This window comes from Dyella telluris, assembly GCF_014297575.1.
Taxonomy (GTDB): domain Bacteria; phylum Pseudomonadota; class Gammaproteobacteria; order Xanthomonadales; family Rhodanobacteraceae; genus Dyella; species Dyella telluris.
The window spans coordinates 1,234,582-1,248,407 of the sequence record NZ_CP060412.1 but is presented as its reverse complement, the minus strand read 5'-3'; the positions used below and the strand labels follow the sequence as shown (position 1 = coordinate 1,248,407).

Here is a 13,826-nt window from a genome sequence, read left to right as displayed (position 1 = left end):
CCCATTTCCCGGGGGAGTGACACCAGGTGGGCACGGCAGGCGCGGTTTGGGCGACGAGGCGGCATGCCCTGGTCGCCATGGATGAGATGGTGGCGGGGTGGGCCCGGGAAAAGGGCGACTGGGCCGTGGCCTTGCATGAACTGGCCTGCTTTGGCGTGAAACAGGCGCGGGCCTGCCTGTTCGGCACCGGCATGCTGGCGTTGCTGCTGGCCACCTGGTGTTGGTATCCGCCCCATGGGGCGCTGGCGCGCTACGACTTCCTGGTGCTGGCCGCGGTGGCGTTGCAGGTGTTGCTGGTCGCACTGGGCCTGGAGACGCGCGATGAAGTCACGGTGATCTTGTGCTTCCACCTGGTCGGCACGGCCATGGAGGTATTCAAGACCGCCATGGGCTCGTGGGTCTATCCGGAGCCATCCCTGCTGCGCCTAGGCGGGGTGCCGCTGTTCACCGGCTTCATGTACGGCGCCATCGGCAGCTATATCGCCCGGGCGTGGCGGCTGTTCCGCTTCCGCTTCATCCGGCATCCGCCGTTCCGTGCCACCGCATGGCTGGCGCTGGCGATCTACGTGAACTTCTTCACGCACCACTTTCTGCCGGATCTGCGCTGGCTGCTGTTTGTCGCGCTGGCGGCGTTGTTCGGGCGGACGTGGGTGTTGTTCCGCATCCGCCGCACGTACCGTCGCATGCCGCTGTTGCTCGGCTTCGTGCTGGTGGCGTCCTTCATCTGGATCGCCGAGAACCTGGGCACGTTCGCGGCGGCCTGGCGCTATCCCACGCAACGGAACGGATGGGCGATGGTGCCGCTGGGCAAACTCGGCGCCTGGTTGCTGCTGATGGTGATCAGCTATGTGCTGGTGTCCGCCGTGGCGCGCCGCCGACGCTCTTCCCTGTAGGAGCGCACTTGTGCGCGACCGCGTGGTTGCGTCACCACTGCCGCCCGGGCTCGTCGCGCACAAGTGCGCTCCTGCAAAAGAGCGGGTCAGACCGTCGGTCGCGCGGTGTCGAACAACGCACTGACGGTGCGCGTGTGCAGCGACGCGGCATCGAAGCCCTCGGGCAGCATGCCGGCGATTTCCAGCATCACGGCGCCGTGCAAGGCAGCCCAGATCTGGTGGCCGAGGATGGGCGCGTCGGCCTCCACCGTGCCTTCGGCGATCATCACTTCCACATGCGCGGCGATGGTGCGCCACATGCGTTCGTGGGCCTGCCGGTAAGCGGGGTCATCACGCCGGGTTTCGGGGTATTCGAACATCAGCCGGTAGGTGGCGGTGTTGCCGCGGGCAAAGGCGATATAGGCATCGCGCACGGCACGGCTGCGGGTGCGGCCATCGCCCGGCGTATCGAGTGCGCGCTCCAGTGCCTCGGAAAACCGGTTCAGGCCGCGCGTGCGCACGGCCGTGATGATGTCTTCCTTGTTGTCGAAGTAGCGGTAGGGCGTCATGGTGCCCACGCCCAGTTCGCCGGCCAGTCGCCGCAGCGTGACGGCGCCCGGGCCTTCGTCCACGTATAGCCGTGCGGCGGCGTCGCATAGCCGTTCGCGGAAGGCTTCGGTTTCCTGCTCGCTCAGGGCACGGGGCATGTCAGTGGTCCTTTACGTCCAGCGCCTTGCGGAAAAACGCCAGCGCGTCGGCGTCGATCTGCGCATGCACTTTCGCGCGGTCCACGCCGGCGGGGTCGACGCACATCGGCGGAATTTCCTTCTGCAACTGGGCCGAGCAGGGCGGCAGGAACACCCAGTGATCGGCGTGTGGCACTTCCTTCACGCCGGCCAGCGTCTTGATCAGCGGCTGGATGTGTTTGGCGTTGGCTTCGGGCGGCAGCACCCGGTCGTTCTGGCCGTAGTACAGGTACACCGGAATGCGCACGTGGTCGAAGCCGTGCTCGCCGAAGACCAGGCTGAGCGGCGCCATGACGAAGATGGCCTTGACGCGCGGATCGGCCGTATCGCCGTAGCGGCCAAGTTGCCCCTGCATGTCGTTGAGCATCTGCTCCAGCGTCTTGCCTTGCTTGGCGGCGTTGGCCTCGAAATCGGCACGGTGCCCGCACACGTCCTTGTTCTGCGGGTAACGGTTGCAGAATGCGATGAAGCGGTCGAATTGCGGATGGGCGCCCGCCAGCATCAGCGCGGTGTAGCCACCGGCGGAGAAACCTGCAACGCCGATGCGATCCGGGTCGATCAGCGCCTTCCATCGAGGGTCGGCCAGCACGGTGGTGATGGTGGACTGCACCTGGATGGGACGCCCCGCCAGCACTTCGATCTGACCGACCTTGCTGGTGTCGCGGAAGTAGTCGCCCAGGTGGTTGAGTGTGGCCACCACGAAACCGTGGCTGGCCAGATAGGCGGCCAGGTCATGGTGGCCCAGGTCGCTGCCGCCATTGCCATGGGAAATGACCACCAGCGGCCAGGCGCCGGGCAGGGCGGGTGCGTCTGGCGTCGCCGCCACGTTGTACGGCCCCAGCGCCGTGGTGCCGTGAACCGGCTGGGACGAGGGATAGAACACGTCGCCTTCCGTGTCCCGGCCGCTGACCGGGTCGGGAATGCGGATGCCTGCGATGCCGACCCCGGTCACCTCGGTGGCCAGCAGGGGCAGGGGCATCAACAGCACGAGGAACAGGGCGAACCGGTACAGCGAAGGCACGATCGGCATGGCGAGGGTCCGTGGTCTTGGTTGCGTGCGATGTACGGTACGTTGTACGCAATAGCCCCGCAAGTGTCCCGAGGTGGCCGCTTTAGCACATCACAGCTACAATTTCGCGTTCCAGCCCCTTCTTGCCACCCCATCGAGGTCAGGATGTTCCCGAAGCACGAGACGATCGCCGGTTACGATAATGAACTGGCACAGGCCATGGCCGACGAAGCCCGCCGTCAGGAAGACCACGTCGAGCTGATCGCTTCGGAGAACTACGCCAGCCCCCGCGTGATGGAGGCGCAGGGCAGCGTGCTCACCAACAAGTACGCCGAGGGTTACCCGGGCAAGCGCTACTACGGTGGCTGCGAATACGTGGACGTTGCCGAGCAGCTGGCCATCGACCGCCTGAAGCAGCTGTTCGGCGCCACCTACGCCAACGTGCAGCCGCACTCCGGTTCGCAGGCCAACCAGGCCGTGTACCTCGCCCTGCTCAACCCCGGCGACACCATCCTGGGCATGAGCCTGGCCCACGGTGGCCACCTCACCCACGGCGCCAAGGTCAACGTCTCCGGCAAGCTGTTCAACGCGGTGCAGTACGGCGTGAACGAGCAGGGCCTGGTCGACTATGACGAAGTCGAGCGCCTCGCCGTCGAACACAAGCCGAAGATGATCGTGGCCGGTTTCAGCGCCTATTCGCAGGTGATGGACTGGGCGCGCTTCCGCGCCATCGCCGACAAGGTCGGCGCGCTGCTGTTCGTGGACATGGCACACGTCGCCGGCCTGGTGGCCGCTGGCGTGTATCCGAGCCCGCTGCCGCATGCACACGTGGTGACCTCCACCACGCACAAGACCCTGCGCGGCCCGCGCGGCGGCATCATCGTGGCGAAGGATGCCGGCGAAGAGATCGAAAAGAAGCTGCAGTCCATCGTGTTCCCGGGCATCCAGGGCGGCCCCCTGATGCACGTCATCGCCGCCAAGGCGGTGGCCTTCAAGGAAGCGCTGGAACCGGCCTTCAAGGACTACCAGGCCCAGGTCGTGAAGAACGCCAAGGCCATGGCCAAGACCTTCCTTGATCGCGGCTACAAGATCGTTTCCGGCGGCACCGAAAACCACCTGATGCTGGTGGACATGATCGGTCGCGACGTGACCGGCAAGGACGCGGAAGAGGCGCTGGGCAAGGCACATATCACCGTCAACAAGAACGCCGTGCCGAACGACCCCCGCAAGCCCTTCGTCACCTCCGGCCTGCGCGTGGGCACGCCCGCCGTCACCACCCGCGGCTACAAGGAAGCGGACGTGGTCGAGCTGACCAACTGGATCTGCGACGTGCTCGATGCGCCGAAGGATGACGCCGTCATCGCCGCGGTGCGCGAGAAGGTCACGGCGCAGTGCCACAAGTTCCCAGTGTACGGCTGAGAGCGAGAAGCGAGTGAAGAGGAGTGAGAAGTGAGAGAGAGCCAACCCTCTGTTTTCTCACTTCTCAATTCTCACTCCTGACCTTATGCATTGCCCCTTCTGCCAGCACGAAGACACCCGCGTGATCGATTCACGCCTTACCGAAGACGGCGCCACCGTGCGTCGTCGTCGCGAGTGTCCGAAATGCAGCGAGCGCTTCAACACGTTCGAAACGGCCGAACTCAAACTGCCTTCCATCGTGAAGAGCGGCGAACGCCGCGAGCCGTTCGACGAGCACAAGCTGCGCGTGAGCTTTGAGCGCGCCCTGCAGAAGCGCCCGGTGCCCACCCACTCGGTGGACACCGCCGTGCGCGAGATCGTCAACGACCTGCGACGCTGCGGCGAACGCGAAGTGCCGTCGCGCCAGGTGGGCGAGCTGGTGATGCGCGAGCTGAAGAAGCTCGACCAGGTGGCGTATGTGCGTTTTGCTTCCGTCTATCGGAAGTTCGAAGACGTGCAGGCGTTCCGCGAGGAGATCGAGAAGCTGGAGCGCGATCTGCCGGAGCTGGAGGCGTTGCAGCTGTCGCTGCTGGGTGAAAGCGTCGCGAGACGCAAGAAGTCCTGACGCGGCCTAACTCCCTCTCCCCGTCGGGGAGAGGGTTGGGGTGAGGGGTGGGTGCTCGCCCCGACTTATGTATTCCTCACCGTCATTCCTGCGAAGGCAGGAGGCGCTCTTCAACCGCCGAAGGGCGGGTCATCCAGTGACTTTGCTCCTGGCCTCCGGGGTTAGTGTTATCGCGACCTGGCCGCCTACGCGGCGGGCGTTCCGACCTCCTGCCGGAGGCCGGGTTACTTTTCTTTGCTTGCCCAAAGAAAAGTAACCAAAAGAAAAGGCACCCCCATCGCGGCGCTGGCCGGTGAAGCCGGACAGTCCGTGAGGGTCGGCCGGGCTTTTCGACAGGACTTCCATGTCCTGTCGAAAAGGGATCGGCATCCTTGCCGATCCCCCTGCGGGCCTGTCGTCCGCCCCTCACCGCCGCTCAAGGGGAGGGTAGGTCAAGAGCCGACGGCTCGTGCAGCTGCGCTGCACATCGCGTCGCAGGGCGACGGCCTGTTGAGCGCCGGCTTAGCTTGTCTGTAGGAGCGCACCCTGTGCGCGACAACCTGACGGAGCGGAACCGCCATGGCGCTGCGGTCGCGCACAAGGTGCGCTCCTACAGGGGTGTCTCGCACCGTGTGAGGCCCGTTTCTTTCTCGTCTCAGTGTTCACCCCAGTCCTCTCCCGAACGGGAGAGGACGAGCGACAGGTGATGTTCAATGTGAACACCCTAGTGGCACAGAAGGATGTGCCGCGCAGCGGCACGACGCTCCGCGTTAAGTCCTCTCCGCTTCGGCGCGTTGCGAAGCGCTTTGCAGTACCCGCTATGTAGAGGCGAAGGTTGCCACGCAACAACGTTCCTCAGCCGTTCGGGCTTATCCCATCGGCATGCTGCCAGCCTTTAAGGCCATTTTCTTTGGGTTACTTTTCTTTTGGGCCAGCAAAAGAAAAGTGACTCGGCCTCCGGCAGGAGGTCGAAACGCCTCCGCGGCGTAAGCGGCAACCTGGCGGTATCGCACGAGGCCGAAGGCCGAGAGCAAAGGCCCTGGACCCCACCTTTCGCCCGGAAAACGGCAAAGGGTGAAGCGTCGAGTCAAGGTGGTCAGCTCACCCAACCCCTTTCCCCCAATCCCACGACCCTCATCCCCACCATCCCTTTCACCCACATCCCCTAAACTTCCACCACCCATCCCAAACCACCGCCCCTCCATGTCCCCCCCATTCACCGCCATCGACCACACCCACATGGCCCACGCCCTGCGACTGGCGGAGCGCGGCCTGTACACCACTCACCCCAATCCGCGCGTCGGTTGCGTCATCGCCCATGGCGAGCAGGTGGTCGGCACGGGTTACCACCAGCGCGCCGGTGAACCACATGCCGAGGTCTATGCGCTGAGGGAGGCGGGTGAGAAGGCGAAGGACGCGACGGCGTATGTGACGCTGGAGCCCTGCGCCCACCATGGCCGCACGCCGCCCTGCGCGGACGCGCTGGTCGCCGCAGGCGTGGCGCGCGTCGTCATTGCATCGGAAGACCCGTTCCCCCAGGTGGCCGGTCGCGGCATCGGCAAGCTGCGCGATGCCGGCATCACCGTGGAAACCGGTCTGATGCGGGATGCCGCGCGCGAACTCAACATCGGCTTCTTCAGCCGCATCGAGCGTGGTCGTCCGTGGGTGCGTGTGAAGCTGGCGATGAGTCTGGACGGCCGTACCGCGCTCGCCAACGGCGAGTCGAAATGGATTACCGGCGAAGCCGCGCGTGCGGACGTGCAGCGTTGGCGTGCGCGCAGTTCGGCAATCTTTACCGCGTCGGGCACGGTGCTTGCGGACAACCCTTTCCTGACGGTGCGCCTGCCTGAAGGCGAGGCGTTTACGCCGCCTTGGCGCGTAATCCTCGACAACCGCCTGCGCACGCCTTCGAACAGCCACGTGCTGGACGGCACGGTGCCCACCCTGGTGCTGCACAACGAACAGTACGCGCCGGTGGATCCGCGATTCCAGGCCGTTGAACTGGCGGTGGTGGCGGAGAGGGGCGGCGCGATGGATCTCCATGAGGTGATGAACGAGTTGGGGCGTCGCCAGATCGGCGAGCTGCACGTGGAAGCCGGTCCCAGTCTGTGCGGCTCGCTGTTCGCTGCCGGCCTGGTCGACGAACTGCTGATCTACGTGGCCCCGGTGCTGCTGGGCGACAATGCGCAACCCTTGCTCGGATTGCCGGCGCTATCGGACATGGCCTCGCGATGGCAGTTGCGCACCATCGACCGGCGTGTGCTGGGCGACGACCTGCGGCTGCAGTTGCGCCCCGTTGCGTGACGGCCATTTTGAGCGAGTCTGATAGTCCGGATGCAAGCAGCCATGACGCAACCCACCACCCTGAGCGACGCCGAGCGCGCCTTCTTCCGCGAACAGGGTTACCTGATCCGCAGGATCCTCGACGACGCGAGCATCGCGCGCTATGTCAGTGCGGTGGACCAGGCGCGCCGCGAGCGCGGCGAGACGCAGCAGCGCATGAGCAACCTGCAGTTCCTGCAGCCGGGGAAAGCCATTCGCGGCATCCAGGACATCATCTGCAACGAAGACATCCTGGCGGTGTGCCGCGACTTGCTGGGCGAGGGCATCATCGTGGACGGTGCCTCGCTGTTCTATGGTGAGGCTGGCGTCGACTATCGGCAGGGCTGGCATCGCGACGTGCTGCAGGTGCCGGACGAACAGATCGACACCACCTGGTTCAGCGACCGCTACCACTACAACTACGTGCAGATGAACATGCCGCTCACCACGGATGGCTGCCTGTGGATCGTGCCCGGCAGCCATCGTCGCCAGCTCGATGCCCAGGAGCGTGCCATCTTCGGAACCAGCGAGAAGATCGCGCCGGTGGATGCGGCCGAGCTGTCGGCCGGCAAGCAGATCGTGGTGCAGGCGGGCGAGGCGGTGTTCTACAACAACTACGCCGTGCATCGCGGCTGGGGTGGCGTGCTGCAGGATCGCCGCATCACCATCCACCTGGGGTTCCATTCGACGCAGCACGCACCGACGCTGCATTTCGGCGTGCTCGACCATACCGAATACTCACTCGACTATCTTTCGTCGCTAGAGCCATGCGTGCGCGAGGCGTTACGTGCGCATCTGGTCGAGCGCGCACGTCACCCGGAAGTGAACGTGTTCCACGCCTACCACCAGCAGTTCCTCAAGCAGGAGTTCAAGACCACATGACGACGGCAGCAGTACGCTGGGGCATCATCGGTTGCGGCAACGTCACCGAGGTGAAGAGCGGCCCGGGTTTCAGCAAGACACCGAACTCCGCGCTGGTGGCGGTGATGCGTCGCGATGGCGACAAGGCGCGCGATTATGCGGAGCGTCATGGCGTGCCGCGCTGGTACGACGATGCCGCGAAGCTGATCGCGGACCCGGACGTCAACGCCGTCTACGTCGCCACGCCGCCGTCCACCCACAAGCACTACGCCTTGATGAGCATTGCCGCCGGCAAGTCCGTCTATGTGGAAAAGCCGATGGCGATGGACCATGCCGAGTGCGAGGCGATCATCCAGGCCGGCAAGCAGGCTGGCGTGCCGGTGTTCATCGCCTATTACCGGCGCGCGCTGCCGCGCTTCCGCAAGGTGCGCGAACTGATCTTCGGCCAGCTCGCCATCGGCAAGCCGCGCATCGTCAATACGGTGTTGTACGAACCGCATCACCCGCGTTACCACGATCCGGCGAACCTGCCGTGGCATGTGCGGCCGGAGATTTCCGGCGGTGGCGTGTTTCTGGACATCGGTTGCCACACGCTGGACATCATCGACTGGCTGTTCGGCCCCATCGTGTCGGTGAGCGGCCAGGCCAGCAACCAGCTGGGTGCCTACGGCGTGGAAGACGGTGTGGCCATGTCGTTCGCCTTCGGCAACGGCATGCTGGGCACGGGCATCTGGAACTTCGACAGCTTCAAACACCACGATCAGATCGAAGTGATCGGCGATCAGGGCCGCATCACCTTCGCCACCTTCGGCGACGGTCCGATCCACGTGGAAAACGCCAACGGCACACATGAGTACCGCGTGGCCAATCCGCCGCATATCCAGCAGCCACTGATCGAAACCATCGTGGCCGAGCTGACCGGGCAGAAGGGCGCGTGCCCGTCCACGGCGGAAAGCGGCGCACGGACCAGCTGGGTGATGGACCAGGTGCTGCGCGAGTACCGTCGCGACAGCGGCCAGGCGATCGGCGCCTGAAACAGGCGCACCCGGCCCGGTGGGCCCTGGACAGGCCCCGGGTTGCAACGCGGTGTTCGCCCGCGTGGACAACCGGATGGGCGGCACCTGCCGGGGTTGGTGGTAGAATTCCCCCGGCCGGTTCGCCGGCAAAACCACAAACGACGTCTTCAGGGCGGGGTGAAACTCCCCACCGGCGGTAGGCACCTTAGGGTGCGAGCCCGCGAGCGCTTCCAGGTCACCGGAAGGTCAGCAGATCCGGTCCAATGCCGGAGCCGACGGTTGGCAGCCAGCGATGGCTTCCAGAAAGTCCGGATGAGAGAAGACGGTACGGCGCACGCCTTCGCGGGCGCGCGCCTGCCATACGCCTTGGGGCGTTTTTCGCATGTTTTTCAACGCGGGAAACGTTTCATGTCCAAGCATCGTTGCAATCTGTTCGCCGCCTCCGTCCGGGAGGTGCGCTGATGTTCACCGGCATCATCCAGAGCGTGGGCCGCATCGCGCGGCTTGAACCGCGCGGCGGCGACGTGCGCCTTTACGTCGATACGGCCGACCTCGACCTTTCCGACGTGCAGCTGGGCGACAGTATCGCCGTGTCCGGCGTGTGCCTGACCGCCGTGACGCTGGAGCCGCGCGGTTTCAGCGCGGATGTCTCCAACGAAACCCTGTCGCTGACTACGCTGGGCAAGCACAAGGCCGGTGATCCGGTGAACCTGGAAAAGGCGCTGCGGCTTGCCGACCGCCTGGGCGGCCACCTGGTGTCCGGCCATGTGGACGGCGTGGGCAAGGTCGTCTCGATCACGCCGGACGGCCGCTCGCTGCGCTGGGTGTTCGAAGTGCCCGCCACGCTGTCGCGCTACATCGCCGCCAAGGGCTCCATCTGCATCGATGGCACCAGCCTCACCGTGAACGAGGTGAACGGCCACCGCTTCGGGGTGAACCTTATTCCCCATACGGTGGAACACACAGCGTTCCATGCGCGTCGTGCAGGTGATGCGGTGAACATCGAGGTGGACGTGGTGGCCCGCTACATCGAACGGCTGATCGCCGGCGGCGACGCGCCGAAGCTCGATGCGGCGTTCCTCAAGCAGCACGGCTTTGCGTGAGTCTCGTCGTCCCCGCGAAGGCGGGGACCCAGTGACTTTCGCACCTACTCAAGGCGCTGGATGACCAGCCATTCGGCTGTTGAAAATCGCTTCCCGCCTTCGCGGGGATGACGAAAACAGGCAGCGCTGTCGCACAACATTTTTGGATATCCCCATGAGCTTCAACACCATCCCCGAAATCCTCGAAGACATCCGCGCCGGCCGCATGGTCGTGATCCTCGACGACGAGGATCGCGAGAACGAAGGCGACCTGATCATGGCGGCGCAGATGGTGCGCCCGGAAGACATCAACTTCATGGTGCGCGAAGCACGCGGCCTGGTGTGCCTCACGCTCACCGAGCAGCGCACCCGCCAGCTGGGCCTCAGGCCCATGGTGGTGGACAACACCTCGCCGTATCAGACCAACTTCACCGTTTCCATCGAAGCGGCCGAAGGCGTCACCACCGGCATTTCAGCCCACGACCGCGCACGCACCATCCAGGTGGCGGTGAAGTCCGATGCCAAGCCGCAGGATCTCTCGCAGCCGGGCCATATCTTCCCGCTCACGGCGCAGCCGGGTGGTGTGCTTACGCGTGCCGGCCATACCGAAGCCGGTTGTGACCTCGCCGCGCTGGCTGGCCTGGAACCGTCGGCCGTGCTGATCGAAATCCTGCACGAAGACGGTTCGATGGCGCGTCGCCCCGAGCTTGAAGTGTTCGCCAAGAAGCATGGCCTGAAGATCGGCACCATCGCCGACCTGATCCGCTATCGCCTGGAAACCGAGAAGACCGTGCAGCGCGTCTACGAAGGCGACGTCGATACCGAATTCGGCGCGTTCCGCCTGGTGGCCTATCGCGATGCCATTCGCCACGGCCTGCATTTCGCACTCACCCGCGGCAGCGTGGACGACGGCCAGCCGGTGCTCACCCGCGTGCACGTGCGCAACACCTTGTCGGATGTGCTGCACCTGCATCGCGATGACCTTGGCCTTACCGTGACCTCCGCGCTGCGTCGCATTGCCGACGAAGGGCGCGGGGCGCTGCTGGTGCTGTCGGGCGAAGACACCGCCGATGCGCTGCTGCGTCGCCTCCATCGCCAGCCGGCGGAGCAGGCGCCGGAAGAAGCGCAGCAGCAGGAGTGGCGCCAGCTCGGCCTGGGTGCACAGATCCTGGCGGATCTGGGCATTCACCAGCTGCGCGTGCTCGGCACGCCGCGCAAGATGGTCGGCCTGGGTGGTTTTGGGCTGGAAGTGACCGAGTACGTGTCATAGCGAAAAGCTCTTGTAGGAGCGCACTTGGGCGCGATCGCCGCGCCGCGCCGCTGCGGTTTCGTCCGGTTGTCGCGCACAAGTGCGCTCCTACAGAAGGTTGGCCCAGCCTTGCCACTTCCTCGCCATGCCGCCATCGGCATACTCGGGCTTTCAACTTCCAGCGAACCCCATGACCCATCCGACCATCCGCCTTATCGCCCCGTCGGGCTATCCGCATGATCGCGACGCCATGGCGCGTGGCGTCGAACGCCTGCGTGCCGCCGGCTGCAACGTGGATGGCACCGAGGTGCTGGATCGCGTCGAACATCGCTTCGCCGGCAGCGACGAGGCTCGCGCGGCCGACTTCAATGCCCTGGCGACGATGCCGGTGCTGCCGGACATCGCCTTGTCGGTGCGCGGGGGCTACGGCGCCACGCGCCTGCTGGAGCACCTCCACTACGACGCCCTGCGCGAGCGCCTTGCCGGCACGAACACCCTGCTGGTCGGCCACAGCGATTTCACCGCCCTGCAGATGGCGCTGTACGCGAAAGGTGGGCTGGTTACCTTCGGCGGCCCCATGCTGGGTGCGGACTTCGGCGCGCCGGCGCTGAATGGCCTGATGTGGGAGCACTTCTGGCACACCGTGGGTGAGCCACAGGCCAGTGCCCGCTGGGCGACTCCCACGCAGGCCCAGGTGGACGTGGAAGGCCCACTGTGGGGCGGCAACCTGGCCATGTTGTGCAGCCTGCTGGGCACGCCGTATTTCCCGGCCATCGACGGCGGCATCCTGTTCGTGGAGGACGTGGGCGAGCCGCCGTTCCGTATCGAGCGCCTGCTGTACCAGCTGCACCTGTCCGGTGTGCTGGGCCGACAGAGGGCGCTGGTGCTGGGCCATTTCACCCATTGCCGCCCGCACACCTACGACAACGGCTACGACACAGGGGCGGTCTTCGAGCAGATGGCCCGGGTGGCGGGCCTGCCCATCGTCCACGGGCTGCCGTTCGGCCACGAGGCGGACAAGTTCACCCTGCCGTTCGGTGTGCCGGCCCGCCTGCAGGTGGCGGACGGGCAGGCCAGCCTGAGTTTCCGGGGGCATCCGACCCTCGATCCGGCGATTTCACGGCCCGTTCCGGGCACATTCCCTCAAATTCCGTAAAATAGACGGCCCTCCGGGCCCCGATCCCAGGAAACCACGATTCATGAAGACCATCGAAGGCGATTTCGCCACGCCCAAAGGCCGTTTTGCCATCGTCGCCGGCCGCTTCAACGGCTTTGTCGTCGAGCCCCTGGTGGCCGGCGCGCGTGACACCCTGGTGCGCCACGGCGTGAAGGACGACGCGATCGAGCTGATCCGCGTGCCGGGCGCGTGGGAAATCGCGCTGGCCGCTCACAAGGTGGCCAACTCGGGCAAGTACGCCGCGGTGATCGCGCTGGGTGCGGTGATCCGCGGTTCCACCCCGCATTTCGACTACGTGGCCGGCGAATGCGCCAAGGGCCTGGCCCAGGCTGCCTATGCCTCCGGCGTGCCGGTGGCGTTCGGCGTGCTGACCACCGACAACATTGAACAGGCTATCGAGCGTTCCGGCACCAAGGCCGGCAACAAGGGCGCGGATGCCGCGCTTGCCGCGCTCGAAATGGTCAATCTTTACGGAAAGCTGTGATGACACGTCCCGAAGGCATCGACCTGGCCGCCCGCTCGCGTGCGCGTCGCCGCGCGCTGCAGGCCATCTACGCCTGGCAGATCGGCGGCAGCCGCATGAACGCCGTGATCGACCAGTTCCGCCATGAGCAGGACATGGAAGTGGCCGACCTCGAGTACTTTGAGGATCTGCTGCACGGCGTGGAGCGCCATGTCGAAGCCATCGACGATGCCTTGAAGCCCTACGTGGACCGCGAAGTCGGCCAGATCGACCCGATCGAGCGTGCCGCCCTGCGCCTGGCCGCGTACGAGCTGAAGTACCGCCCGGACGTGCCGTACCGCGTGATCATCAACGAGGCCATTGAAGTGACCAAGCGCTTCGGCGCGGACCACGGCCACAGCTACGTCAACGGCGTGCTGGACAAGCTGGCTGCTTCGCTGCGTTCCACGGAAAAGCGCGGCTGATGGACGGCGCCACGGCAGGGTTGTCCGTGGTTCCCGTGATCGAGACGGAGCGGCTGCGCCTGCGTGCGCATCGCGCCGAGGATCATGCCGAGCGGCTCGCCATCTGGTCCGATGCTGAGGTGACCCGCTTCATTGGCGGGCGAGCGCTGACCGGCGAAGAAGTCTGGCGGCGCTTCCTGCAGTACATGGGCCTGTGGAACGTGCTGGGCTACGGCTACTGGGCGGTGGAAGAAAAATCCACCGGCCGGTACATCGGCGACATCGGTTTCGCCGATTTCATGCGCGACATGGAACCCTCGCTGCTAGGCATGCTGGAATTCGGCTGGGTACTCGCCCCGCACGTGCACGGCAAGGGTTATGCGAGCGAAGCGGTGGCGGCCGCCGTTGCCTGGGGCGAGGCGAACTTCGCCGGCCGGCGCGCCGTATGCATCATCTCGCCCGACAACCTGCCATCCATCCGGGTGGCCGAAAAGGCCGGCTTCACGCGCTGGCAGGACACCACTTACCACGGCAGTCCGACCATCGTCTTCAGTCGATAGGTCCCGCCGATTCGATGAGGTCGC

At 65.5% G+C, this 13,826-nt stretch carries 14 protein-coding genes and 1 riboswitch; of the genes, 12 read left to right on the top strand and 2 right to left on the bottom strand.

The features are described 5' to 3' along the window. The first annotated feature begins 77 nt into the window (after window positions 1–77). The gene (locus H8F01_RS05840; RefSeq protein ID WP_187058085.1) at window positions 78–893 is read left to right on the top strand and encodes a DUF817 domain-containing protein; all 816 of its coding nucleotides are present in this window, start codon (window positions 78–80) and stop codon (window positions 891–893) included. An 86-nt stretch (window positions 894–979) separates the two neighbouring features. Here H8F01_RS05840 and H8F01_RS05835 read toward each other — a convergent pair whose 3' ends face one another. After that, on the bottom strand, window positions 980–1,579 hold the full coding sequence (locus H8F01_RS05835; RefSeq protein ID WP_187058084.1) for a TetR/AcrR family transcriptional regulator: 600 nt from the start codon (window positions 1,577–1,579) through the stop codon (window positions 980–982). 1 nt (window position 1,580) lies between these two features. Continuing rightward, window positions 1,581–2,648 (bottom strand): alpha/beta hydrolase family protein, encoded by a 1,068-nt coding sequence (locus H8F01_RS05830; protein WP_187058083.1) that lies wholly within the window; start codon window positions 2,646–2,648, stop codon window positions 1,581–1,583. 144 nt (window positions 2,649–2,792) lie between these two features. On the opposite strand from H8F01_RS05830, the gene glyA reads away from it, so the two are divergent. From glyA to H8F01_RS05775, 11 genes are all read left to right on the top strand, one after another. Next, window positions 2,793–4,046, top strand: coding sequence for a serine hydroxymethyltransferase (glyA, locus tag H8F01_RS05825; protein ID WP_187058082.1), 1,254 nt, complete (start codon window positions 2,793–2,795; stop codon window positions 4,044–4,046). An 85-nt stretch (window positions 4,047–4,131) separates the two neighbouring features. Further along, a complete protein-coding gene (gene nrdR / locus H8F01_RS05820; protein ID WP_187058081.1) occupies window positions 4,132–4,650 on the top strand; it encodes a transcriptional regulator NrdR in 519 nt (172 codons plus the stop codon). Window positions 4,651–5,832: 1,182 nt separating this feature from the next. Continuing rightward, entirely contained in the window at window positions 5,833–6,933 is a 1,101-nt protein-coding gene (ribD, locus tag H8F01_RS05815) for a bifunctional diaminohydroxyphosphoribosylaminopyrimidine deaminase/5-amino-6-(5-phosphoribosylamino)uracil reductase RibD (RefSeq protein ID WP_238481160.1), read from the top strand. 42 nt (window positions 6,934–6,975) lie between these two features. Then, the gene (locus tag H8F01_RS05810) at window positions 6,976–7,833 is read left to right on the top strand and encodes a phytanoyl-CoA dioxygenase family protein (protein WP_187058080.1); all 858 of its coding nucleotides are present in this window, start codon (window positions 6,976–6,978) and stop codon (window positions 7,831–7,833) included. Then, complete coding sequence (locus tag H8F01_RS05805; RefSeq protein WP_187058079.1) at window positions 7,830–8,846, top strand: Gfo/Idh/MocA family protein; 1,017 nt, start codon at window positions 7,830–7,832, stop codon at window positions 8,844–8,846. Before H8F01_RS05810 ends, H8F01_RS05805 begins: the two co-directional genes overlap by 4 nt. A gap of 141 nt (window positions 8,847–8,987) precedes the next feature. Continuing rightward, window positions 8,988–9,156, top strand: a riboswitch (FMN riboswitch). A 133-nt stretch (window positions 9,157–9,289) separates the two neighbouring features. Then, on the top strand, window positions 9,290–9,931 hold the full coding sequence (locus tag H8F01_RS05800; protein ID WP_187058078.1) for a riboflavin synthase: 642 nt from the start codon (window positions 9,290–9,292) through the stop codon (window positions 9,929–9,931). Window positions 9,932–10,085: 154 nt separating this feature from the next. Continuing rightward, complete coding sequence (gene ribBA, locus H8F01_RS05795) at window positions 10,086–11,180, top strand: bifunctional 3,4-dihydroxy-2-butanone-4-phosphate synthase/GTP cyclohydrolase II (RefSeq protein ID WP_187058077.1); 1,095 nt, start codon at window positions 10,086–10,088, stop codon at window positions 11,178–11,180. A gap of 169 nt (window positions 11,181–11,349) precedes the next feature. Then, complete coding sequence (ldcA, locus tag H8F01_RS05790; protein WP_187058076.1) at window positions 11,350–12,315, top strand: muramoyltetrapeptide carboxypeptidase; 966 nt, start codon at window positions 11,350–11,352, stop codon at window positions 12,313–12,315. A 43-nt stretch (window positions 12,316–12,358) separates the two neighbouring features. After that, the gene (ribH, locus tag H8F01_RS05785) at window positions 12,359–12,820 is read left to right on the top strand and encodes a 6,7-dimethyl-8-ribityllumazine synthase (protein ID WP_187058075.1); all 462 of its coding nucleotides are present in this window, start codon (window positions 12,359–12,361) and stop codon (window positions 12,818–12,820) included. Next, entirely contained in the window at window positions 12,820–13,263 is a 444-nt protein-coding gene (gene nusB, locus H8F01_RS05780) for a transcription antitermination factor NusB (RefSeq protein WP_187058074.1), read from the top strand. The genes ribH and nusB overlap by 1 nt, the downstream gene beginning before the upstream one ends. Further along, window positions 13,263–13,802: a GNAT family N-acetyltransferase gene (locus tag H8F01_RS05775; RefSeq protein ID WP_187058073.1), complete on the top strand. Its 540-nt coding sequence runs from the start codon at window positions 13,263–13,265 to the stop codon at window positions 13,800–13,802. Before nusB ends, H8F01_RS05775 begins: the two co-directional genes overlap by 1 nt. The last annotated feature ends 24 nt before the right edge of the window (window positions 13,803–13,826 follow it).

Bases quoted from the DNA above. Each gene is read 5' to 3' on its own strand.
- H8F01_RS05840 (WP_187058085.1), top strand. From the start codon at position 78: ATGGATGAGATGGTGGCGGGGTGGGCCCGGGAAAAGGGCGACTGGGCC.
- H8F01_RS05835 (WP_187058084.1), bottom strand. From the start codon at position 1,579: ATGCCCCGTGCCCTGAGCGAGCAGGAAACCGAAGCCTTCCGCGAACGG.
- H8F01_RS05830 (WP_187058083.1), bottom strand. From the start codon at position 2,648: ATGCCGATCGTGCCTTCGCTGTACCGGTTCGCCCTGTTCCTCGTGCTG.
- glyA (WP_187058082.1), top strand. From the start codon at position 2,793: ATGTTCCCGAAGCACGAGACGATCGCCGGTTACGATAATGAACTGGCA.
- nrdR (WP_187058081.1), top strand. From the start codon at position 4,132: ATGCATTGCCCCTTCTGCCAGCACGAAGACACCCGCGTGATCGATTCA.
- ribD (WP_238481160.1), top strand. From the start codon at position 5,833: ATGTCCCCCCCATTCACCGCCATCGACCACACCCACATGGCCCACGCC.
- H8F01_RS05810 (WP_187058080.1), top strand. From the start codon at position 6,976: ATGACGCAACCCACCACCCTGAGCGACGCCGAGCGCGCCTTCTTCCGC.
- H8F01_RS05805 (WP_187058079.1), top strand. From the start codon at position 7,830: ATGACGACGGCAGCAGTACGCTGGGGCATCATCGGTTGCGGCAACGTC.
- H8F01_RS05800 (WP_187058078.1), top strand. From the start codon at position 9,290: ATGTTCACCGGCATCATCCAGAGCGTGGGCCGCATCGCGCGGCTTGAA.
- ribBA (WP_187058077.1), top strand. From the start codon at position 10,086: ATGAGCTTCAACACCATCCCCGAAATCCTCGAAGACATCCGCGCCGGC.
- ldcA (WP_187058076.1), top strand. From the start codon at position 11,350: ATGACCCATCCGACCATCCGCCTTATCGCCCCGTCGGGCTATCCGCAT.
- ribH (WP_187058075.1), top strand. From the start codon at position 12,359: ATGAAGACCATCGAAGGCGATTTCGCCACGCCCAAAGGCCGTTTTGCC.
- nusB (WP_187058074.1), top strand. From the start codon at position 12,820: ATGACACGTCCCGAAGGCATCGACCTGGCCGCCCGCTCGCGTGCGCGT.
- H8F01_RS05775 (WP_187058073.1), top strand. From the start codon at position 13,263: ATGGACGGCGCCACGGCAGGGTTGTCCGTGGTTCCCGTGATCGAGACG.